Consider the following 21,024-nt stretch of genomic DNA (forward strand, 5'->3'; position numbering starts at 1 on the left):
GCGCGAAAGCGCGTCCTTTTTGTGCTGGTAATATTTATTAACTTATTGATTATATTGATTTTTATAGAATGATTTGTTGTTTTGATTCTCGTCGCGCGCGGTCTATAACCGCTGATGACCTGCACAAAATAATAAGGTGAAAAAATGAGTACATTACCAGTGGATAATCCCGGTATCGCTTCGGTACCGGTCAGTAGCGTCGGGGATGTGGCGCGGCTAATTAATTCCGGCAAGGAACAAGCGAAATATGCGCGGATGATTGTCTTCCTCGCGCTGGGGGGCGTTTTTCTCGACGCATATGACTTAACCACGCTCTCCTACGGTATTGATGACGTTGTACGTGAATTTCAGCTCTCACCGCTGCTGACCGGCCTGGTGACTTCGTCCATTATGGTCGGGACTATCGTCGGCAATATTATCGGCGGCTGGCTGACCGATAAATATGGTCGCTATTCGGTTTTTATGGCCGATATGTTCTTTTTCGTGATTTCGGCTATCGCCGCCGGGCTGGCGCCGAACGTCTGGGTGTTGATTGGCGCCCGCTTCCTGATGGGCATCGGCGTTGGCATCGACCTGCCGGTAGCGATGTCCTATCTGGCCGAGTTTTCCCGCTTTGCCGGCAAAGGCAACAAAGCGGCTCGCCTCGCGGCGTGGTGCCCGATGTGGTACGCCGCCTCAACCGTCTGCTTTCTCATTATCTTCGGCCTCTATTTCCTGCTGCCGCAGGAGCATCTTGACTGGCTGTGGCGCGCCTCCCTGCTGTTCGGCGCCGTGCCGGCACTGCTGATTATTGCCGTCCGCAGTCGATTTATGAATGAATCCCCGCTGTGGGCGGCGAACCAGGGCGATCTGACCTCTGCAGTGCGTATTTTACGCGACTCCTGGGGGATCCATGCCCATGAGGTCCCGGCGGCGAAGCCCGCGCCAGCGCCGAAAGTGAGCTTCCGCGTGCTGTTCGAAAAACCCTACCGCGAGCGGACTATCGTCGCCGGGGTGATGAATATCTGTATCTCCTTCGAGTACACGGCGATTGCCTTTTTCCTGCCGTCAATTCTTGCCCAGTTCCTCGGGGCTGGCGTCTTCGAAACTATTTCGGCATCGCTGGGGCTGAACGCCCTGTTTGCTTTTACCGGCGGGCTGCTCGGTATGCATCTGGCGTGGAAATATCCTTCGCGTCATGTGGCGATAGCCGGCTTCGCCCTGCAGTTTGTGGCGCTGATTGTGCTGGCGATGGTGGGGCAACCGCACGCGACGGCAGGTATCGTGCTGGCTATCGCGATGCTGGGGCTGTGGCTGTTCGCCGAAGGGTTTGGCCCGGGGGCGCAGCTGATGATCTACCCGGCGCTCTCCTATCCTACTGCCATTCGCGCCACTGGGGTCGGTTTCAGCCGGGCGCTCTCCGGGATCGGCAGCGCGCTGGCGTTGTTTATTCTGCCGCTGCTGCAGGCCTCCCTCGGCACGCAGATGTTCTGGGTGGTCTCGCTTGCCGCCATTATTCCCATTTTCTTCCTGCTGGCGGTCCGTCATGAACCGACGCGAGAAGATATCGACGCACTCCATGAATAAGGAACTGACAATGACCCTGCTCTCCACTGGCACCGATTATGACGCGCTGGCGGCCGCCTTCCGCCCGATATTCACCCGTATCGCCCAGGGCGCTGCGGAGCGCGAACAGCAGCGCATTCTGCCCGATGAGCCGATCCGCTGGCTGAAAGAAGCGGGCTTCGGCACGCTGCGTATCCCGCGCGAGAAGGGCGGCTGGGGCGCTTCGCTGCCGCAGCTCAGCGCGCTGCTGATCGAGCTGGCGCAAGCGGACTCTAACCTGCCGCAGGCCCTGCGCGCGCACTTTGCCTTTGTGGAAGATCAGCTGAATCAGCCGGATTCCGCCGGGCGCGACCGCTGGTTTCGTCGCTTCCTCGACGGTGAGCTGGTGGGCAGCGGCTGGACCGAGATCGGCGCGGTTAAGCTGGGAGAGGTGAACACCAGAGTGACGCCGACAGAGGGCGGCTGGCGACTCGACGGCGAGAAGTTTTACAGCACCGGCGCGCTGTACGCCGACTGGATCGATGTGTTTGCCCGGCGCAGTGATACCGCCGGCGATGTGATAGCCCTGGTCAGTACCCAGCAGACCGGCGTGGCGCGGGAAGATGACTGGGATGGCTTTGGCCAGCGGTTGACCGGCAGCGGAACCACCCGCTTTACCGGCGCTCGGGTGGAAACCGAACATGTCTATGATTTTGCCCAGCGCTTTCGCTATCAGACCGCCTTCTACCAGCATGTGCTGCTGGCGACCCTCGCGGGCATTGGCCTGGCGGTTGAGCGGGATGCCGCGCAGGGCGTCAAACATCGCTCCCGGATGTACAGCCACGGCAACGCCGCCGTGCCGCGCGATGACGCTCAGGTTCTGCAGGTCGTTGGGCAGATCAGCAGCTGGGCATGGGCGACCCGGGCCGCGGTCCTGCAGGCCGCGGAATCGCTGCAGCAGGCCTATGTGGCGCACGTCAGCGACGACGAAGCATTGATTGCCCGGCGTAACCAGCTGGCGGAAGTGGAAGCGGCGCAGGCGCAGGTGATCGCCAGCGACTGGATCCCGCGGGCGGCGACGGAGCTGTTTAATGCCCTCGGGGCGTCGGATACGCGAACTCGCCTTGCGCTGGATCGCCACTGGCGCAATGCGCGGACGGTCGCCTCGCATAATCCGGTGATTTATAAGGCACGTAATATCGGTAACTGGCTGGTGAACGGTGAAGCGCCCACCTTTATCTGGCAGATAGGCAATGGTGAGAAAACGGCGGGGTAAGCCTGTCGGCGACGGGAGGCGCAGTGCTTCCCGTCGTCAGGAAAATCAAGGTTTATCCAGCGACCAGGTGGCGCTGCGCACGTCGACTTTCACCGGCAGCAGGCCGATGCGCGTAAAGGTATCCGCCAGCGCCTGCTGTTCGTTATACACCGCCGGGGTCATGCGTTCGGCACCGTAGGGCAGGCGGGCCAGGGTCTTCAGCCAGATGGCTTTATCCAGTCCGGTTGAGGTCGACAGCAGCCCGGCGGCCTCGTCCTGATGGCTGTTCGCCCACGCGCTGAGTTTACCCAGCTCATCCACCACCTGCTTTGCTGTCTCCGGGTAGGTATCTGCAAACTTGCGGCTGGCGAGATAGAAGGTGTAGTGAGGCACCAGCCCCTCGGCATTGCGGATCTGTCGGGCTTTCGTGTTGGTTTCCACTTCTGCGAGGAACGGATCCCAGATCACCCACGCATCAATCGCCCCGCGCTGGAAAGCGGCGCGGGCATCCGCCGGCGGCAGATAGACCGGGGTGATGTCTTTATAGCTGAGGCCCGCTTTTTCCAGTGCGGCAACCAGCAGGTAGTTGACGTCAGACCCCTTGTTCAACCCCACGCGCTTGCCCTTCAGGTCGGCCACGCTGTGGATTGCCGACTGTTCAGGCACCACAATCGCTTCCGTTTTCGGGTTAGCGGGGGAATGGGCAAGGTAGACCAGATCGGCTTGCGCCGCCTGGGCAAAGGCCGGAGGCGCATCGCCGGTCGCGGCCAGATCGATACTACCGACGTTCAGCCCCTCCAGCATTTGCGGTCCGGCGGGGAATTCGACCCAGCGTACGGCAATACCCTGTTTTTTCAGGCTCTCATCCAGCGTGCCGCGATACTTCAGCAGCGCGAAGATATTCGCCTTTTGATAGCCGATGTTGACGGTTTCCGGCGCTTTGGCCAGCGCGGAGGTAGAGAGGGCGGCGAGGACCAGCAGCCAGGCGGGGCGGAATCGGTTGGACATTGTCTGTTCTCCTTAGCGGTTTTGCGTAAGGTAACAAACAGCGCTTATAACCATTAAATAACTAAAATTTTATTGATATAACAAAAAGAGTTATTCAGGACGATGACCCGACACGTCGACGCGTGCCGGGTCTGAGGATTAATCGCAGGCGACGATCTTCATCGCCAGGCCACCGCGAGAGGTTTCCCGGTACTTGGCGTTCATGTCTTTACCGGTTTCGTACATGGTCTCGATCACTTTATCGAGGCAGACGCGCGGCTCGCTGGTTCGGCGCAGCGCCATTCGCGCGGCGTTGACCGCTTTCACGGCGGCGATAGCGTTGCGTTCGATACACGGTACCTGCACCTGGCCGGCAACCGGGTCGCAGGTCAGGCCGAGGTTATGCTCCATGGCGATCTCTGCCGCGATGCACACCTGACCCGGACTACCGCCCAGCAGTTCCGCCAGACCGGCCGCCGCCATCGAGCAGGCGACGCCCACTTCACCCTGACAGCCGACTTCGGCGCCGGAGATTGACGCGTTCATCTTATACAGCGAACCAATCGCGCTGGCGACCAGCATATAGCGGGCCAGAGAGTTGCTGTTCACCTTGCGGATAAACTTGTCATAGTAGGCCAGCACCGCCGGCACGATACCGCAGGCGCCGTTGGTTGGCGCGGTAACGACCCGGCCACCGGCGGCGTTCTCTTCGTTCACCGCCAGGGCGAACATATTGATCCAGTCGACCACCGCCATCGGATCGCTGTTGGTGGTGTCCTGACTCACCAGCATGCGGCGCAGCGCGGCGGCCCGGCGCGGCACGCGCAGTTTGCCCGGCAGAACGCCTTCGGTGGTGATGCCGCGTTCGATACCGGCGCTCATCACTTCCCATACCGCGGCAAAGTGTTGCTCCAGCGCTTCTTTGCTGTGCAGCGCCAGTTCGTTCTGCATCATCAGCCCAGAGAGCGACAGCCCGGTTTCACGGCAGTGACGCTGCAGGTCGGCGGCGTTTTTATAAGGGTAAGGAACCGCACCCGGCGCATCGGCGATCTGGCCGAAGTGCGCTTCGTCGACGATAAAGCCGCCGCCGATAGAGTAATACGTCTGGCTGTAGATCACCTTGTCACCGGCCAGGGCGGTAATGCGCATGCCGTTCTCATGCAGCGACAGGTTGTCGGCATGGAAATTCATGCACTGATCGACCGGGAAGTCCACTTCGTGCTGACCGTTGGCCAGCATCAGGCGGCCATGGGTGTTAACGTCCTGAATAAAGCCCGGAATGGCGTCGATGTCGACGGTGTCCGGCAGGTTGCCGGCGAGTCCCATGATAATCGCGATGTCGGTATGGTGGCCTTTACCGGTCAGGGAGAGGGAGCCATAGACGTCGACGACGACTTTGCTGACGTCGGCCAGCAGGCCGCGTGCGATCAGATCGTCAGTGAATTGTTTGCCCGCTTTCATCGGTCCAACGGTATGGGAGCTGGAAGGGCCAATGCCGATTTTAAAGATATCGAATACGCTGATCATATGTATTCCCGTGCTGTCGGAAAGCGCGCCGCCGTTAAGCGGCGCGGGGGGAGGTATTGACTGAATTAGCTGAACAGCGAGTAGAAGATCGCGGAGATGGCAATCAGACCCATAATCACCACGAAGACGTTGCTGATATGGCCGCTGTATTTACGCATCGCCGGCACTTTCTGAATCGCGTACATCGGCATCAGGAACAGGATCATCGCGATAATCGGGCCGCCAAGGGTCTCGATCATCCCGAGGATGCTCGGGTTCAGCGTCGCCACAATCCAGGTGGTCACCAGCATGAACAGCGCGGTCAGCTTGTTCAGTTTGTTGACTTCGATAGATTTGCCTTTACTGCGCAGGGATTTAATCACCATGCCGTTAAAGCCTTCGCGGGCGCCCAGATAGTGGCCGAGGAAGGATTTGGTGATGGCGATCATCGCGATGATCGGTGCCATCCAGGCGATAACCGGCGCGTTAAAGTGGTTTGCCAGGTAAGACAGAATCGAGATGTTCTGCTCTTTCGCCGCCGCCAGGTCCGCCGGAGAGAGGCTCAGGACGCAGCTGAATACGAAGAACATCACGGTCAGCACCATCATAATGTGAGCGCGGGCCAGGATGCTGGAGCATTTCTTCTCGGCGCCTGCGCCGTACTCTTCACGCTTGGCCACCGCGAAGGAGGAGATGATCGGCGAGTGGTTGAAGGAGAAGACCATCACCGGGATCGCCAGCCACAGGGTCATCAGCAGGCCATTGCCGGTTGCGGAGGCGCTGCTCAGGGAGAGCGTCTCCAGCGCCGCGCCGTTCCACTGCGGGATCAGGTACAGCGCCAGAATCATCAGGGCGATAACGAACGGGAACACCAGGATGCTCATCGCTTTCACAATCATCTGCTCACCGAAACGCACGATGGTCATCATGCCGACGATCAGGATCAGCGACAGAATGGCGCGCGGCGGCGGCGTCATGTGCAGCTGGTGCGCCATGAAGGTTTCGACGGTGTTAGTGATCGCCACGCTGTACACCAGCAGGATCGGGTAGATAGCGAAGAAGTAGAGCAGGGTAATCAGCTTCCCTGCGCCTACGCCAAAGTGTTCTTCCACCACTTCGGTGATGTCTTCGCCCGGATTTTTCCCGGAGAGGACGAAGCGAGTCATACCGCGGTGAGCGAAGAAGGTCATCGGGAAGGCCAGAATCGCCATGATAATCAGGGGGATCATGCCGCCGACGCCGGCGTTGATCGGCAGGAACAAGACGCCCGCGCCGATCGCTGTACCGTACAGGCCCAGCATCCACATGGTGTCGGTTTTACGCCATCCGCTGCGGGTTTCGCCCGAAACGATGGTGCTGGTTTGAGTGGTTTCCATCTGTATCTCCTGGAGGAATCAACAAAATCTAATGAACAAATACAATTGCGTAACATGAAATTCGTTTAATTACGGTTTTTTTAGAAATTTTCTCCGTAATAATTGGGCCGGAAAGATACATTTATATGGTTTATGCATCAGTGATCGCGATCTCAAATGCAATAATCCACTTTCAATGTGCGTATTTTTAGTCCAACAGCCTGTTTCTGGTGATCAGCCAGCGATTTGTGGCGCGCAGGCTACCATTTGCAGCATATGAGATAAAAGCGGAGCGGCGTAATAACGAGGGATTTACTGTAAAAAAGAGATGTAGTCGACGTTTTTGCGCTTAAAACCATTTTTTGCAGTGATAATTGTCGCAGTTTTTACCAACGCAAACGATTGGCTATGTAGAAATGATTCAGGTGACTGAATAATAACAGAAAGGTTTTTAGCGTGTTCTGGAAGTCAGAGGAAGAGAGCCCGCCGGGGGCAGGCTGTAGAAGATACCCCGGCGGGAGAGTGAGAAATCAGGCGATGATTTCGTAGCAAGGAATATAGGCGGTGCCGCCCGGCAGTTTCATACGATGCTGGGCGACGAAGCCCTGCAGCAGATCGTCCATGCGGCGCATCATCTCCGGATCGCCATGCAGCTTGTAAGGACCGTACTGCTCAATGGCCTGGATGCCCACCTCTTTGACGTTACCCGCGACAATCCCGGAGAAGGCGCGACGCAGGTCGGCGGCCAGCACTTCCACCGGTTGGTCCGGGGAGAGCTTGAGATTGGCCATGTTTTCATGGGTCGGATCAAACGGCATCTGCAGGTCCGGCGAGATGCGAATCGACCAGTTGAAGCTGTAGGCGTCATCGGTCTCGCGACGGCTCTCTTTCACCAGCGGCATCGCTTTTTTCATCTGCCGCGCCACTTCCGCCGGATCGTCGATGATGATCCGATAGTGACGACGGGCGGACTCGCCCAGAGTATGGGTGATAAACTCGTCCAGCACGCGGAAGTAGTCGGCGCTCTCTTTCGGTCCGGTGAGGATCAGCGGCAGCACCTGCGCTTTGTTCTCCGGATGCATCAGAATACCCAGCAGATAGAGCAGCTCTTCGGCAGTGCCGACGCCGCCCGGGAAGATAATGATCCCGTGGGCGATGCGCACGAAGGCTTCCAGACGCTTTTCGATATCCGGCATGATGATCAGTTCGTTGACCAGCGGGTTCGGCGGTTCTGCGGCAATGATGGACGGTTCGGTCATGCCGATAAAGCGGCTGTCTTTGTAGCGCTGCTGCGCGTGGCCGACGGCGGCGCCTTTCATCGGGGCCTCCATTGCGCCAGGCCCGCAGCCGGTGCAGATGTTCAGTTCGCGCAGTCCCAACTGCGTACCGACGCGGCGGGCGTAGAGATATTCGTTTTCATTAATGGAGTGACCGCCCCAGCAGACGATCATGTTCGGTGCTTCGCCGACGTGCAGCGCGCGGGCGTTGCGCAGGATCGAAAACACCAGGTTGGTGATATGGACCGAACTTTCCAGATCGAGGTTCGGGAAGCGAACGGTATTGTGGATCTGGCCGTAAACGAACAGGATATCGCGCAGCACGGCGAACAGGTTGGCCTGCAGGGAACGGATAATACGCCCGTCAACGAAAGCCTCTTCCGGCGGGTTGATCAGTTCCAGCTTCACGCCACGTTCGCGACGCAGCACGTTAATATCGAAGTTTTCAAAACGGGAGAGCAGCTCCTTGCTGTTATCGGTCAGGCTCCCCGAGTTGAGCACAGCAAGCGAGCAGTTGCGAAAGAGTTGATACAGGTCACTGCTGGCGGTGCGCTTAAGCATATCCACTTCCAGCTGCGACAGCATATCCATTGAACCAAGCGGGCTAACATGTGTAATCAAGTGAACTCCTTACAGGACGCTTATGGTCTTCCTGTGATTACAATAGCCCTGCGAGCGGCGTTTCCACAACCTTGCGCGCGCCTAAACGCACGCATATTGTGAAATTATTTATTATTGTCGGGCGAGGCGGCCAGTGGCGGGGGAAAAGTCGCCGTTGCTGCGCCAGGGGTTGATATCCAGACCGCCGCGTCGCGTATAGCGGGCGTAAACGGAAAGCGATTCCGGCTGGCAGAAACGGAGAATATCGTTAAAGATGCGCTCGACGCACTGCTCATGGAATTCGTTATGATGGCGGAATGAGACCAGATAGCGCAGGAGCTGCTCGCGGTCGATTTTCGCCCCCCGATACTGGATCTGCACCGAGCCCCAGTCCGGCTGGTGGGTGATCAGGCAGTTGGATTTCAGCAGATGGCTGACCAGCGTCTCTTCCACGATTTTGCCGCTGGCGGCGCCCTGCAGATAGTCGGTGCTGAACTGATAGTTATCGATCTCGATATCCTGATCGTCGATGCAGGCGCCGTGCAGGTGGGCAATCGGCTGGCCTTCCAGTTCATCCAGCCGATACAGCGCCACCTTGACCTCGCCCTGCGCGCAGGCGCTCAGATCGCGAGTCAGCGTCTCTGCAACGTCCTGCCAGCTGGCGAAACGCGTCTGGTTAAAGCTGTTGAGATAGAGCTTAAAGCTTTTTGACTCCACCAGATTGGCGCTGGTGTCGGGGAGTTCGACGTGGCCGACGGCCACCTGCGGCAGGCCTTTGCCGTTCAGCCAGGAGAGTTCGTACAGCGTCCAGATATCGGCGCCGTGGAACGGCAGGTTATCGGCATGCAGGCCCAGCGGATCGCGGTTAAGGCTGCGCGGGACACCCTGCAGCAGCGAGGCGTCATAAGTATCGCGGTAATCGGTTGATTTACCGAGCGTCAGGCCGGCCAGCGCCTGATGATTATCGTAAGAAGACATGTTTCACCATAGTAAAGCGGGTACACTATCTCTCCAGTGTATCCTGTCTAACGTGAAGAGAGAAACCGGTGGACCATCAGACCGCAGAAGCGCTGCGCGCTTTTACCCAACGTTACTGCGCCGCCTGGCAGCAACAGCGCAACAGCCTGCCGCGCAGTGAAGAGCTTTACGGCGTTCCGTCGCCTTGCGTCGTTGATACCCAGGGCGAGGCCGTATTCTGGCAGCCGCAGCCGTTTTCGCTGGCGCAAAATATCAGCGCGGTTGAACGCGCCCTGGATATTGTGGTACAACAACCGCTTCATTCTTATTATACCACTCAGTTTGCCGGCGACATGACCGGCCGGTTTGCCGACGAAACGCTGACGCTGCTGCAGACCTGGAGTGAAGAGGATTTCCAGCGGGTGCAGGAAAACTTAATCGGGCACCTGGTGGTACAGAAGCGCTTGAAGCTGGCGCCGACGCTGTTTATCGCCACCCTCGAGAGTGAACGGGATGTGATTTCCGTCTGTAATCTCAGCGGCGAGGTGATCAAAGAGACCCTCGGCACCGCCAAACGCATCACGCTTTCCCCCTCGCTTGCGAGTTTCCTCAGCCACCTTGAGCCGGTTCTGTAATCCAGTCTACCTGGTCGTTTGTGAGAGATCTCTTACAAAACCTGTAAGAGATCGTCATCATTTAAGGCAAATTTAATCCCTTCTTTTTTTTATAAGTCATTGGTATCAAATCAGATCTTAATTTTTTCGTCCTTTTGAGTGGGGACTAATCTTAAGAGATTGTCTCAAGAAGGGTTGTAAGACGAGGCAGAATCAGTGATCCTATGTCTGTCGACAGGAAGTCGCGAAATGAAGCGAACATCAGGATGATGGCGCTTCTGCAGGACCCGCCAGGATGGCGTTGCAAGGACAGGCTTCAGGATGAAGCAAGGATAACGCAGGAACGCGTAATGGACACCTCCAGGATGGAGAACGAGAGCCGCTCAGGATGAACGGTGGATCAGGAAGATCGGGACAAACTTAAGGATAAGTCATTTCGCATCGGGGTGGTGTGAAAGCAGGATGCGCGAGTTTATGGATGAACATTGGTCAGGAGACCTCAGGAAAAGTTTTCAAGGACGAGCAGGGAGCACCAATGTAGCGGGAATGCTGCAAAACGAACCGGGAGCACTGTTTATACAGTGCTCCCTTTTTTTATTTCTTCTGCGGATTTGCTATCCTGCGCCCGGTTTTTAACTCATCGAGGTTTCCCCATGACTCTTCACGATAGCGTGCGCGATCGCCTGCGCGCCATTGAAGCCCTGCTGCGCGAAACAGAGCACTGGCAGGCGACGGCGCCGGACAGCAGCGCCTTCGCCAGCGATAAGCCGTTTTGCCTGGATACCCTGGAGCCGCTGGAGTGGCTGCAGTGGGTCCTGATCCCGCGTATGCACCAGCTGCTGGAGAGCGGTCAGCCGCTGCCGCAAAATTTTGCCGTTGCGCCTTATTACGAGATGGCTCTGGATCAGGCCCACCCGGTCCGCGAATCCATGCTGGCGGAACTTCTGCTGTTAGACGCGCTGTTTGCCGGTGAGCAGGCCTGATGCTGGAGATTATCTACCAGGACGACTGGCTGGTGGCGGTCAATAAACCCTCGGGCTGGCTGGTGCATCGCAGCTGGCTCGATCGCGACGAGAAAGTGGTGGTGATGCAGACCGTGCGCGACCAGATTGGCCAGCACGTTTTTACCGCTCATCGTCTCGACCGGCCCACCTCCGGCGTCCTGCTGATGGGGCTGTCGAGCGAGGCGGGCCGCCTGCTGGCGCAGCAATTTGAACAGCATCAGATCCAGAAGCGCTACCATGCGATCGTCCGCGGCTGGCTGATGGACGAAGCGCTGCTGGATTACCCGCTGGTGGAAGAGCTGGATAAAATCGCCGATAAATTTGCTCGTGAGGACAAAGATCCGCAGCCGGCGGTGACCCACTACCGCGGCCTGGCGACGGTGGAGATGCCGGTGGCAACCGGGCGTTATCCCACCACGCGCTACGGGCTGGTGGAACTGGAGCCGAAAACCGGCCGCAAGCACCAGCTGCGCCGTCATCTTGCTCATCTGCGTCATCCGATCCTTGGCGACAGCAAGCACGGCGATCTGCGGCAAAACCGCAGCGCCGCAGAACATTTCGGCTGTCACCGCCTGATGCTGCACGCCAGCGAGCTGTCGTTAACCCATCCGTTTACCGGCGAGCCTCTGACCCTGCGCGCTGGTTTTGACGAGGTCTGGATGCGCGCCCTGTCGCAGTTTGGCTGGCGCGGGCTTCTCCCGCTAAATGAAAGGGTTGAGTTTGCCGACGACTGCGGTCAGGATGAAGGGAATAAGGTCAATCCAGGGAGATAATAGCATGGCGGAAGTCGGAATTTTTGTCGGCACCATGTACGGCAACTCGCTGCTGGTCGCGGAAGAAGCGGAAGCGATCCTCAGCGGACTGGGACACAAGGCAACCGTGTACGAGGATCCGCAGGTCAACGACTGGGAATCCTATACGGGTAAATATGTGCTGGTGGTCACCTCCACCACCGGGCAGGGCGATCTGCCGGACAGCATTGTTCCGCTGTATGAGGGGATGAAAGATATGTATCAGCCCCATCTGCGCTACGGCATTATCGCGCTCGGCGACAGCACCTATGCTAACTTTTGCGGCGGCGGGCTGAAGTTCGACCAGCTACTGCAGGAGCAGGGCGCGAAGCGCATCGGCGAGATGCTGAAGATTGACGCTAGCGAAGACCCGGAGCCGGAGAGCGTCTCCAATCCGTGGGTTGAGCAGTGGGCCACCCTGCTCGAATAAAAGCGCTGCCCTCTCCCTACGCAGAGGGCGCTCTTTCAATACGTCGCGGCCAGATACGCGGACGTCAAAATGGTAGCGCGTTCCTGGCGCCACGCCTTTAGGCAAACGCCACAATATCCTTAGCAATATCATGGCTTAAGCCAGCCAGTTTCACCGGGTCAAGTGAGGTATTTCACACTCCGGCCCTTTTTGCTGTGCTTTGCGGCTCCAGCGGCGCTGGTTTTTCATTTCCGTGAACTTCCCCCCATTCTTTCAGGCATTCGCCACAAACCACCTGCAATAGCGGCGTAAAAGCTGTGTAGATGCACGGTGAGCCGCGGTGTGCCTCTTCATATACTGCTCCAGCCAGTGATAAATGCAGTGCCAGATATAACGACAACTATCAAAACACGACCACGTCATTCTGATTACCCTACAGGTTGTGCTGTTCAGAATGAACGTAGCTAAACGCTATGATTCAGGAGTACAACAATGAGTTCATTAAGTCAGGCGGCGACGGCGGCTGAAAAGCGCACCAACGCCCGCTACTGGATAGTGGTGATGCTGTTTATCGTCACTTCTTTTAACTATGGTGACCGGGCGACGCTGTCGATCGCCGGTTCGGAAATGGCCAAAGATATCGGCCTCGATCCTGTTGGCATGGGGTATGTGTTCTCCGCGTTCTCATGGGCGTATGTCATCGGCCAGATCCCGGGCGGCTGGCTGCTTGACCGCTTCGGTTCGAAGCGCGTCTATTTCTGGTCGATCTTCATCTGGTCGATGTTTACCCTGCTGCAGGGCTTCGTCGATATCTTCAGCGGCTTTGGCATTATCATCGCGCTGTTCACTCTGCGTTTCCTCGTCGGCCTTGCCGAGTCGCCGTCATTCCCGGGCAACAGCCGTATCGTCGCCGCCTGGTTCCCGGCGCAGGAGAGGGGGACGGCGGTATCGATTTTTAACTCCGCCCAGTACTTTGCCACCGTTATCTTCGCGCCGATCATGGGCTGGCTGACGCATGAGGTGGGTTGGTCGCACGTATTCTTCTTTATGGGCGGCCTGGGGATTGTGATCAGCTTTGTGTGGTTGAAAGTGATCCACGATCCGAACAACCATCCGGGCGTGAACCAGAAAGAGCTGGACTATATCGCCGAAGGCGGGGCGCTGATCAACATGGATCAGAAGAGTAGCGCGCAGAAAGTGCCGTTTAGCGTCAAAATGGGACAGATCAGACAGCTGATCGGATCGCGGATGATGATCGGCATCTATATCGGTCAGTATTGCATCAACGCCTTAACCTACTTCTTTATCACCTGGTTCCCGGTTTATCTGGTGCAGGCGCGCGGCATGTCGATCCTCAAAGCCGGCTTTGTCGCCTCCGTTCCGGCGGTGTGCGGCTTTGTCGGCGGGGTGCTGGGCGGGGTGATTTCCGACTGGTTAATGCGCCGCACCGGCTCGCTGAACATCGCGCGCAAAACGCCGATCGTGCTGGGGATGCTGCTCTCCATGACCATGCTGATGTGTAACTATGTCAACGTGGAGTGGATGGTGATCGGCTTTATGGCAATGGCCTTCTTCGGCAAAGGGATCGGGGCGCTCGGCTGGGCGGTGATGGCGGATACCGCGCCGAAAGAAATTAGCGGTCTCTCCGGCGGCCTGTTCAACATGTTCGGCAATATCTCCGGTATCGTCACTCCCATCGCCATCGGCTATATCGTTGGCACCACCGGCTCGTTCAACGGCGCGCTGATCTACGTCGGCATCCATGCCCTGGTGGCGGTGCTGAGCTACCTGGTGCTGGTGGGCGATATCAAACGCATCGAACTGAAACCTGTGGTGGGGCGCTCATCATGACTACCCAATCCAGCCCGATTATCACAGAGATGAAGGTCATTCCGGTGGCCGGGCACGACAGCATGCTGCTGAACATCGGCGGGGCGCACAACGCCTGGTTTACCCGCAATATCGTGGTATTGACCGATAATGCCGGCCACACCGGCGTTGGCGAAGCGCCCGGCGGGGAGGTTATCTACCAGACGCTGCTGGCGGCGATCCCGCAGGTGGTGGGCCAGGAGGTCGCCCGACTCAATCGCGTAGTGCAGCAGGTGCACAAAGGCAATCAGGCGGCGGATTTCGATACCTTCGGCAAAGGGGCATGGACCTTCGAACTGAAGGTTAACGCGGTGGCGGCGCTGGAAGCGGCGCTGCTCGACCTGCTCGGCCAGGTGCTGAAGGTGCCGGTCTGCGAGCTGCTGGGGCCGGGTAAGCAGCGTGATGCCGTCACCGTGCTGGGCTACCTGTTCTATATTGGCGATCGGCAGAAAACCGACCTTGGCTATCTGGACCATACGCCGGGCGATCATGAATGGTACCGCCTGCGCCATCAGCAGGCGTTGAGCAGCGAGGCGGTAGTGCGTCTGGCGGAAGCCGCCCAGGATCGCTACGGTTTCAAAGACTTTAAGCTGAAGGGCGGCGTGCTGCCCGGCGAGCAGGAGATCGACACCGCGCGGGCGCTGAAAAAGCGTTTTCCGGAGGCGCGCATCACCGTCGACCCGAACGGCGCCTGGCTGCTGGATGAGGCCATCGCGCTGTGCAAAGGGCTGCAGGATGTCCTGACTTATGCCGAAGATCCGTGCGGTGCCGAGCAAGGTTTCTCCGGCCGGGAGGTGATGGCCGAGTTCCGTCGTGCCACCGGGCTGCCGGTCGCCACCAATATGATCGCCACCAACTGGCGTGAAATGGGCCATGCGGTGATGCTCAATGCCGTCGACATCCCGCTGGCGGATCCGCATTTCTGGACGCTCTCCGGCGCGGTACGGGTGGCGCAACTGTGTGACGACTGGGGGCTCACCTGGGGCTGCCATTCCAACAACCACTTTGATATTTCCCTGGCGATGTTTACCCACGTGGGCGCCGCCGCGCCGGGCAACCCCACCGCCATTGACACCCACTGGATCTGGCAGGAGGGCGACGCGCGCCTGACCAAATATCCGCTGCAGATTATTCACGGCAAGATTGCCGTGCCAGACGCGCCGGGACTCGGCGTGGAACTTGACTGGGAGCAGGTGCGCAAAGCCCATGAGGCCTATAAAGCGCTGCCGGGCGGCGCGCGCAACGACGCAGGCCCGATGCAGTACCTGATCCCCGGCTGGACATTCGACCGCAAACGTCCCGTTTTCGGCCGCCACTAATTAAAAAGGATGATGCTATGACGACTTTCACTTCAACGCCCGTTGTTACGACCATGCAGGTGATCCCGGTTGCCGGCCATGACAGCATGCTGATGAACCTGAGCGGCGCGCACGCCCCGTACTTCACCCGCAATATTGTGATTATCAAAGATAACGCCGGGCATACCGGCGTCGGCGAAATCCCCGGCGGCGAAAAAATCCGCCAGACCCTGGAAGATGCCGCGCCGCTGGTGGTGGGCAAAACGCTGGGCGAGTACAAGAATGTGCTGGGCGCGGTGCGCAACCAGTTTGCCGACCGTGACGCCGGGGGCCGCGGCCTGCAGACCTTCGACCTGCGTACCACCATTCACGTGGTAACCGGGATTGAAGCGGCGCTGCTGGACCTGCTGGGCCAGCACCTTGGCGTCAATGTCGCTTCCCTGCTTGGCGATGGCCAGCAGCGCAGCGAAGTCGAAATGCTGGGCTATCTGTTTTTTGTCGGCAACCGCCACGCCACGCCGCTGGCCTATCAGAGCCAGCCGGATGAGCAGTGCGAATGGTATCGCCTGCGCCATGAAGAGGCGATGACGCCGGATGCGGTGGTCCGCCTGGCGGAAGCGGCGTATGAAAAATATGGCTTCAACGACTTTAAGCTGAAGGGCGGTGTGCTGGCCGGTTTTGAAGAAGCTGAGGCGATCAGCGCCCTGGCGAAACGCTTCCCGAATGCCCGCGTCACTCTCGACCCGAACGGCGCCTGGCTGCTGGAGGAAGCCATCCAGATTGGTAAACAGCTGAAGGGCGTGCTGGCCTATGCGGAAGACCCATGCGGCGCCGAACAAGGTTTCTCTGGCCGCGAAGTGATGGCCGAGTTCCGCCGCGCGACGGGCCTGCCGACCGCGACCAATATGATCGCCACCGACTGGCGACAGATGGGCCATACCTTGTCCCTGCAGTCGGTGGATATCCCGCTGGCGGACCCGCACTTCTGGACCATGCAGGGGTCGGTGCGTGTGGCGCAGATGTGCCATGAGTTCGGCCTGACCTGGGGATCGCACTCCAATAACCACTTCGACGTGTCGCTGGCGATGTTCACCCATGTCGCGGCAGCGGCGCCGGGTAAAATCACCGCGATTGATACCCACTGGATTTGGCAGGAGGGCAACCAGCGTCTGACCAAACAACCTTTTGAAATCAAAGGCGGTATGGTGCAGGTACCGAGTACCCCGGGCCTGGGGGTTGAGCTGGATATGGACCGCGTGATGCAGGCAAATGAGCTATATAAGAAACATGGTCTTGGCGCCCGCGACGATGCGATGGCGATGCAGTATCTGATCCCGGGCTGGACCTTTGACAACAAGCGTCCATGCATGGTGCGCTAAAAGGCCGCCGGCCTCTGCGGGGGCCGGCATTGCGCGACAGCGCCAGGGGTTGGCTCAGAGTAAGGACAGCACATGAAAATAGTGATCGCACCGGATTCCTGGAAGGAGAGTCTGAGCGCGCTGGAAGTGGCCACGGCGATAGAGCAAGGCTTTCGCGAGATTTATCCTGACGCGGAGTACGTCAAGCTGCCGGTTGCCGACGGTGGTGAAGGGACGGTGGAAGCCATGGTGGCGGCGACCGGCGGGCATCAGGTTCCGCTGACGGTCACCGGGCCGCTGGGTGAACCGGTTGAGGCATTTTATGGGCTGTCCGGCGATCGCCAGTGCGCCTTTATCGAAATGGCGGCAGCCAGCGGGCTGGAGAGCGTCCCGCCGGCGCAGCGTAATCCGCTGCTGACCACTTCCTGGGGAACCGGGGAGCTGATCCGACACGCGCTGGACGCCGGCGTGCGACAGATCATTATTGGCATTGGCGGCAGTGCGACCAATGACGGCGGCGCCGGGATGGCGCAGGCGCTGGGGGCGAAACTGTTGACCGCCGACGGCCAGCAAATCGCCTCCGGGGGCGGCGCGCTGGAGACGCTGGCGCGTATCGACCTTAGCGAACTCGATCCGCGGCTGGCAGATTGCCGGATTGAGGTTGCCTGCGACGTCACCAACCCGCTAACCGGCCCGCAGGGGGCCAGCGCGGTGTTTGGCCCGCAAAAAGGGGCGACGACGCAGATGATCGACCGCCTCGACAGCGGCCTGCTGCACTATGCCCGGATTATCGCCCGCGATTTAGATATCGATGTGCTGAGCCTGGAAGGCGGTGGCGCGGCGGGCGGCATGGGGGCGGCGCTGTATGCGTTTTGTGGCGCAACGCTGCGCCCGGGCATTGAGATCGTCACCGATGCGCTGCAACTGGCGACGCGGGTGGCGGATGCCGATTTAGTGATCACCGGCGAAGGGCGTATCGATAGCCAGACGATCCACGGCAAGGTTCCGGTGGGGGTAGCTAAGGTGGCGAAGCGTTTTAACGTTCCGGTGATTGGGATTGCCGGCAGCCTTACCGCCGATGTCGGGGTGGTGCATCAGCACGGACTGGATGCGGTATTCAGCGTGTTATATACCATCTGTACCCTGGATGAAGCGCTGGCCAATGCCGCCGCCAACCTGCGGATGACGGCGCGTAACGTCGCCGCGGTTTTGCAGATGGGCGATAAGCGGTAACCCGGCTGGCGCAGTGGTATTTGTAACCCGGATAAGGTGCGTAGCACCGCGATCCGGGAACCATCCCCGGTGGCGCTTACGCTTACCGGGGCTACCAACCGAGTACTGGACCGTAACACTGCGATCCGGGAACCGTCCCCGGTGGCGCTTACGCTTACCGGGGCTACCAACCGAATACCGGACCGTAGGGCGTAGCCTGGATGAGGCGCGTAGCGCCGCTATCCGGGGTTTACACGCCCATCCGGCACGCTTCGCGGGCCACATTATCCATCTCGTCTAACAGCTCGAGCAGCTCCGGCTCCAGGTCCTCGGCGGCGGTACCCGCCCGCAGCTGGCTCTCCAGGGTGTGGCACAGCTTTTTCAACCGCGGCACGCCGCTGTAGCTACAGCTGCCGTGCAGCTTGTGGATCAGATCCACCAGCCCTTCCGGCTGCTCGCCCACCAGTTGCTCTTCCACTTTATTACGCACTTCCGGCATAAAGGCGATCAGCATCTGCAGCATCTCCCGCGCCAGATCCGGCTTCATGGCGGCCTGACGCAGCGCCAGCTGCCAGTCAAGCGTCAGGTTATGGTCGATGACCGGCTCTGCGGGCGGTAGCGCCGCCGGAGCGACGCTGAGCAGGCCGGGCTGATAGCGCAGCAGCAGAGCGTGCAGTTTCTCTTCTTCGATTGGCTTCGCCAGATAATCGTTCATGCCGGCGCTCAACAGCTTCTCCCGCTGGCCCTCCAGGGCGTGCGCGGTGACCGCAATCACCGGGGTTTGCTGATGATGCGACAGATGATGAATCAGCTCGCAGGCGCGGATGCCGTCCATATCCGGCATCTGAATATCCATCAGGATCAGATCCATCTGCAGCCGCTTGGCCTGGTCCACGGCCTGCTGGCCGCTGTCGCAGAGGATCACCTGCTGCACAAGGTCGTCCAGCAGGGCGCCAATCAGCTTCAGGTTAGCCGGATTGTCGTCGACGGCCATCACGGTCATCGGCAGCTTATGGCTGTCGGTTTGCGTCAACGGCGCGGAAGCCGGCGCATGATTGGTGGCCACCAGCGCCGGCAGCAGGCGGGTGGTAGTGAGCGGTTTCAACAGGCAGGCAGCGACGCCGTCGCGCTTCAGGGCTTCGGCGCTGACCTGGGCATGACATGGCAGAGCAAGCAGCACGTTGTCAGACATCGCGCAGGCTTTGACTAATTTTTCCCGATGCGGCGACAAATCGCGCATTGAGACCGGGATGCCGACCAGCAGAATGTCGTACTGCGCTTCCGCCAGCGAGGAGAAGGTAGGGCTGTAGATCACCTCCAGCGGCGTGGCGGCCAGCATCTCCAGCGTACATTGCGCCGCTGTCGCGTTGGCTTCCACATAGGCCAGACGTTTGCCCGTCAGCCCGTCGGTGTTCAGCATATCCGGAATGGCGTTCGGGTTGAGATCAAGGCTGATATGGAACCAGAAGGTGGAGCCGCGGTTCGGCTGACTGTGGAACGAAATATCGCCGCCCATCTCTTTGACCAGACGCTGGGTGATCACCAGCCCAAGCCCGGTGCCGCCGTGCCGGCGTGAAATGCTGGCATCGGCCTGACGGAAGGCCTGGAACAGTCGGGACTGGTCGCGCTCGGGGATGCCGATGCCGGTATCGTGGATCTGAATTTCGATCTGTACCCGCGAGTTGCTGATGGCTCGCTGCTCCACCAGCACGTCGATATTGCCGTGCTCGGTGAATTTAATCGCATTGCCCACGAGGTTGGTCACAATCTGCTGCAGACGGAGCGGATCGCCAATGACGTTATCCGGCACATTGTTCTTAATGTTCAGCGTCAGCTCCAGCCCTTTATCATGTGCGGAATGCGCCAGCAGGGTGACCACTTCATCAAGCGAGGTGCGCAGCAGGAACGGAATACTCTCCAGAATCAGCTTCCCGGCTTCCAGCTTGGAAAAGTCGAGCACGTCATTGATGATCGCCAGCAGATTATTGGCCGAACGTTCGATGGTGGTCAGGTGGTCGCGCTGCGTGGCGTTGAGATCGGTTTTCAGCGTCAGGCGGGTAAAGCCGATCACCCCATTGAGCGGGGTGCGCAGCTCGTGGGACATATTGGCCAGGAACTCAGACTTAATGCGCGCCGCCTCCTGGGCGCGCTTTTTCGCCAGGTCCAGCTCAACGTTCTGGATCTCCATCTGCTCAAGGGTTTCCCGCAGATCGGAGGTCGCCTGGTCGACGTTGTGCTGCATCTCCTCATGGTAGGCCGCCAGCGACATGGCCATCGAGTTAATGCCGTTTTTCAACATATCCAGTTCGCCGAGCATAAAACCCTCGACCCGGCTGTCCAGCTGTCCGCGGCGGATGCGGTCGACGGTGTTGACCATATTGCGGATAGGCCCGGTGACGTCGCGCATCAGGCGCCAGCCGAAGATTAGCGCGATGCCAATGCAGAACAGCATCATCACACTGGAGATGAAAATCTCTTTGTACTGCTGGAGGCGGACTGATTTCAGATCCAGCTCCAGCGCGACGTAGCCCAGCATATTGCCCGGCATTTTGGCGTCAGATTCGGGGGACTCATCGGGCGAATAGCTTTCCGAGACGATCGGCGTGCGCAGGATCATGATGTCACCGTCGCGGATGACGCTGAGATGGCGGGGAAATGCCTCGCCTTTGGGGATCTGCAGTTCGCTGGGGTTAAGCTGGTAATTGGAGGTGACAAACAGCCGGTTATGCGAATCATACACCGAGATGGCCCGCACGATCTCCGAATGACGCCGATGCAGGACGCTGATCAGCTGGCCGATGGATTCGCGGTTTTGCAAATTCATCCCATATTCGCTGGAGACCGCCAGCGGCTCAATAATGCTGGCGCCGGCGTCCTCAAGCTGGCGTTGCAGGTCGTTATAACGATGAGCGACAAAGAAAATACTGAGCAACAGCCCAATCAGGACGGTTGGCGCCAGTATCAGAATCATCATGCGAGCACGCAGGCTGTAGTTGGTCATGCGGTTC

16 protein-coding genes are annotated in these 21,024 nt (G+C 59.0%); 10 read left to right on the forward strand and 6 right to left on the reverse strand.

The annotated features are described in order from the left end of the window. Nucleotides 1-144: 144 nt before the first annotated feature. Entirely contained in the window at nucleotides 145-1,566 is a 1,422-nt protein-coding gene (locus tag AS136_RS02510; protein ID WP_012540719.1) for an MFS transporter, read from the forward strand. Between the two features lie 10 nt (nucleotides 1,567-1,576). Continuing rightward, on the forward strand, nucleotides 1,577-2,800 hold the full coding sequence (locus AS136_RS02515; RefSeq protein WP_016161727.1) for an acyl-CoA dehydrogenase family protein: 1,224 nt from the start codon (nucleotides 1,577-1,579) through the stop codon (nucleotides 2,798-2,800). Nucleotides 2,801-2,845: 45 nt separating this feature from the next. Here AS136_RS02515 and AS136_RS02520 read toward each other — a convergent pair whose 3' ends face one another. The 5 genes from AS136_RS02520 to queF all read right to left on the reverse strand — a co-directional run bounded on the left by AS136_RS02520 (nucleotide 2,846) and on the right by queF (nucleotide 9,482). Then, complete coding sequence (locus tag AS136_RS02520; RefSeq protein WP_023323201.1) at nucleotides 2,846-3,787, reverse strand: aliphatic sulfonate ABC transporter substrate-binding protein; 942 nt, start codon at nucleotides 3,785-3,787, stop codon at nucleotides 2,846-2,848. 138 nt (nucleotides 3,788-3,925) lie between these two features. After that, nucleotides 3,926-5,293 (reverse strand): L-serine ammonia-lyase, encoded by a 1,368-nt coding sequence (locus tag AS136_RS02525; RefSeq protein ID WP_023323200.1) that lies wholly within the window; start codon nucleotides 5,291-5,293, stop codon nucleotides 3,926-3,928. Nucleotides 5,294-5,358: 65 nt separating this feature from the next. After that, complete coding sequence (locus tag AS136_RS02530; protein WP_008806259.1) at nucleotides 5,359-6,648, reverse strand: HAAAP family serine/threonine permease; 1,290 nt, start codon at nucleotides 6,646-6,648, stop codon at nucleotides 5,359-5,361. Nucleotides 6,649-7,157: 509 nt separating this feature from the next. Beyond that, nucleotides 7,158-8,525 carry a nucleotide 5'-monophosphate nucleosidase PpnN gene (ppnN, locus tag AS136_RS02535; RefSeq protein ID WP_008806258.1) on the reverse strand — a complete coding sequence of 456 codons (1,368 nt, stop codon included), beginning with the start codon at nucleotides 8,523-8,525 and terminating at the stop codon, nucleotides 7,158-7,160. 111 nt (nucleotides 8,526-8,636) lie between these two features. Then, a complete protein-coding gene (gene queF, locus AS136_RS02540) occupies nucleotides 8,637-9,482 on the reverse strand; it encodes an NADPH-dependent 7-cyano-7-deazaguanine reductase QueF (protein ID WP_023323199.1) in 846 nt (281 codons plus the stop codon). Nucleotides 9,483-9,550: 68 nt separating this feature from the next. On the opposite strand from queF, the gene syd reads away from it, so the two are divergent. The 8 genes from syd (at nucleotide 9,551) to AS136_RS02580 (ending at nucleotide 18,037) form a co-directional block, all read left to right on the forward strand. Further along, a complete protein-coding gene (gene syd, locus AS136_RS02545; RefSeq protein ID WP_008806256.1) occupies nucleotides 9,551-10,096 on the forward strand; it encodes a SecY-interacting protein in 546 nt (181 codons plus the stop codon). A 632-nt stretch (nucleotides 10,097-10,728) separates the two neighbouring features. After that, complete coding sequence (locus AS136_RS02550) at nucleotides 10,729-11,058, forward strand: YqcC family protein (protein WP_008806255.1); 330 nt, start codon at nucleotides 10,729-10,731, stop codon at nucleotides 11,056-11,058. Then, nucleotides 11,058-11,852 (forward strand): tRNA pseudouridine(65) synthase TruC, encoded by a 795-nt coding sequence (gene truC, locus AS136_RS02555; protein ID WP_008806254.1) that lies wholly within the window; start codon nucleotides 11,058-11,060, stop codon nucleotides 11,850-11,852. Before AS136_RS02550 ends, truC begins: the two co-directional genes overlap by 1 nt. Nucleotides 11,853-11,856: 4 nt before the next feature. Next, nucleotides 11,857-12,300 carry a flavodoxin gene (locus AS136_RS02560; protein ID WP_008806253.1) on the forward strand — a complete coding sequence of 148 codons (444 nt, stop codon included), beginning with the start codon at nucleotides 11,857-11,859 and terminating at the stop codon, nucleotides 12,298-12,300. A 471-nt stretch (nucleotides 12,301-12,771) separates the two neighbouring features. Next, nucleotides 12,772-14,130: an MFS transporter gene (locus AS136_RS02565; RefSeq protein WP_008806252.1), complete on the forward strand. Its 1,359-nt coding sequence runs from the start codon at nucleotides 12,772-12,774 to the stop codon at nucleotides 14,128-14,130. After that, the gene (locus AS136_RS02570) at nucleotides 14,127-15,467 is read left to right on the forward strand and encodes an enolase C-terminal domain-like protein (protein WP_012540724.1); all 1,341 of its coding nucleotides are present in this window, start codon (nucleotides 14,127-14,129) and stop codon (nucleotides 15,465-15,467) included. Before AS136_RS02565 ends, AS136_RS02570 begins: the two co-directional genes overlap by 4 nt. A 17-nt stretch (nucleotides 15,468-15,484) precedes the next feature. Continuing rightward, nucleotides 15,485-16,825 (forward strand): glucarate dehydratase, encoded by a 1,341-nt coding sequence (gudD, locus tag AS136_RS02575; RefSeq protein ID WP_008806250.1) that lies wholly within the window; start codon nucleotides 15,485-15,487, stop codon nucleotides 16,823-16,825. 72 nt (nucleotides 16,826-16,897) lie between these two features. Then, nucleotides 16,898-18,037, forward strand: a complete 1,140-nt coding sequence (locus tag AS136_RS02580) for a glycerate kinase (protein WP_008806249.1) — start codon at nucleotides 16,898-16,900, stop codon at nucleotides 18,035-18,037. A gap of 229 nt (nucleotides 18,038-18,266) precedes the next feature. Here the strand turns inward: AS136_RS02580 and barA are convergent, their stop codons facing one another. Beyond that, nucleotides 18,267-21,017, reverse strand: coding sequence for a two-component sensor histidine kinase BarA (gene barA / locus AS136_RS02585; RefSeq protein ID WP_023323198.1), 2,751 nt, complete (start codon nucleotides 21,015-21,017; stop codon nucleotides 18,267-18,269). Nucleotides 21,018-21,024 lie beyond the last annotated feature (7 nt).

It is taken from the genome of Klebsiella sp. D5A (genome assembly GCF_001620885.1).
In the GTDB taxonomy this organism is placed as follows: Bacteria; Pseudomonadota; Gammaproteobacteria; order Enterobacterales; family Enterobacteriaceae; genus Klebsiella; species Klebsiella variicola.

Bases quoted from the DNA above. Each gene is read 5' to 3' on its own strand.
- AS136_RS02510 (WP_012540719.1), top strand. From the start codon at position 145: ATGAGTACATTACCAGTGGATAATCCCGGTATCGCTTCGGTACCGGTC.
- AS136_RS02515 (WP_016161727.1), top strand. From the start codon at position 1,577: ATGACCCTGCTCTCCACTGGCACCGATTATGACGCGCTGGCGGCCGCC.
- AS136_RS02520 (WP_023323201.1), bottom strand. From the start codon at position 3,787: ATGTCCAACCGATTCCGCCCCGCCTGGCTGCTGGTCCTCGCCGCCCTC.
- AS136_RS02525 (WP_023323200.1), bottom strand. From the start codon at position 5,293: ATGATCAGCGTATTCGATATCTTTAAAATCGGCATTGGCCCTTCCAGC.
- AS136_RS02530 (WP_008806259.1), bottom strand. From the start codon at position 6,648: ATGGAAACCACTCAAACCAGCACCATCGTTTCGGGCGAAACCCGCAGC.
- queF (WP_023323199.1), bottom strand. From the start codon at position 9,482: ATGTCTTCTTACGATAATCATCAGGCGCTGGCCGGCCTGACGCTCGGT.
- AS136_RS02550 (WP_008806255.1), top strand. From the start codon at position 10,729: ATGACTCTTCACGATAGCGTGCGCGATCGCCTGCGCGCCATTGAAGCC.
- truC (WP_008806254.1), top strand. From the start codon at position 11,058: ATGCTGGAGATTATCTACCAGGACGACTGGCTGGTGGCGGTCAATAAA.
- AS136_RS02560 (WP_008806253.1), top strand. From the start codon at position 11,857: ATGGCGGAAGTCGGAATTTTTGTCGGCACCATGTACGGCAACTCGCTG.
- AS136_RS02565 (WP_008806252.1), top strand. From the start codon at position 12,772: ATGAGTTCATTAAGTCAGGCGGCGACGGCGGCTGAAAAGCGCACCAAC.
- AS136_RS02570 (WP_012540724.1), top strand. From the start codon at position 14,127: ATGACTACCCAATCCAGCCCGATTATCACAGAGATGAAGGTCATTCCG.
- gudD (WP_008806250.1), top strand. From the start codon at position 15,485: ATGACGACTTTCACTTCAACGCCCGTTGTTACGACCATGCAGGTGATC.
- AS136_RS02580 (WP_008806249.1), top strand. From the start codon at position 16,898: ATGAAAATAGTGATCGCACCGGATTCCTGGAAGGAGAGTCTGAGCGCG.
- barA (WP_023323198.1), bottom strand. From the start codon at position 21,017: ATGACCAACTACAGCCTGCGTGCTCGCATGATGATTCTGATACTGGCG.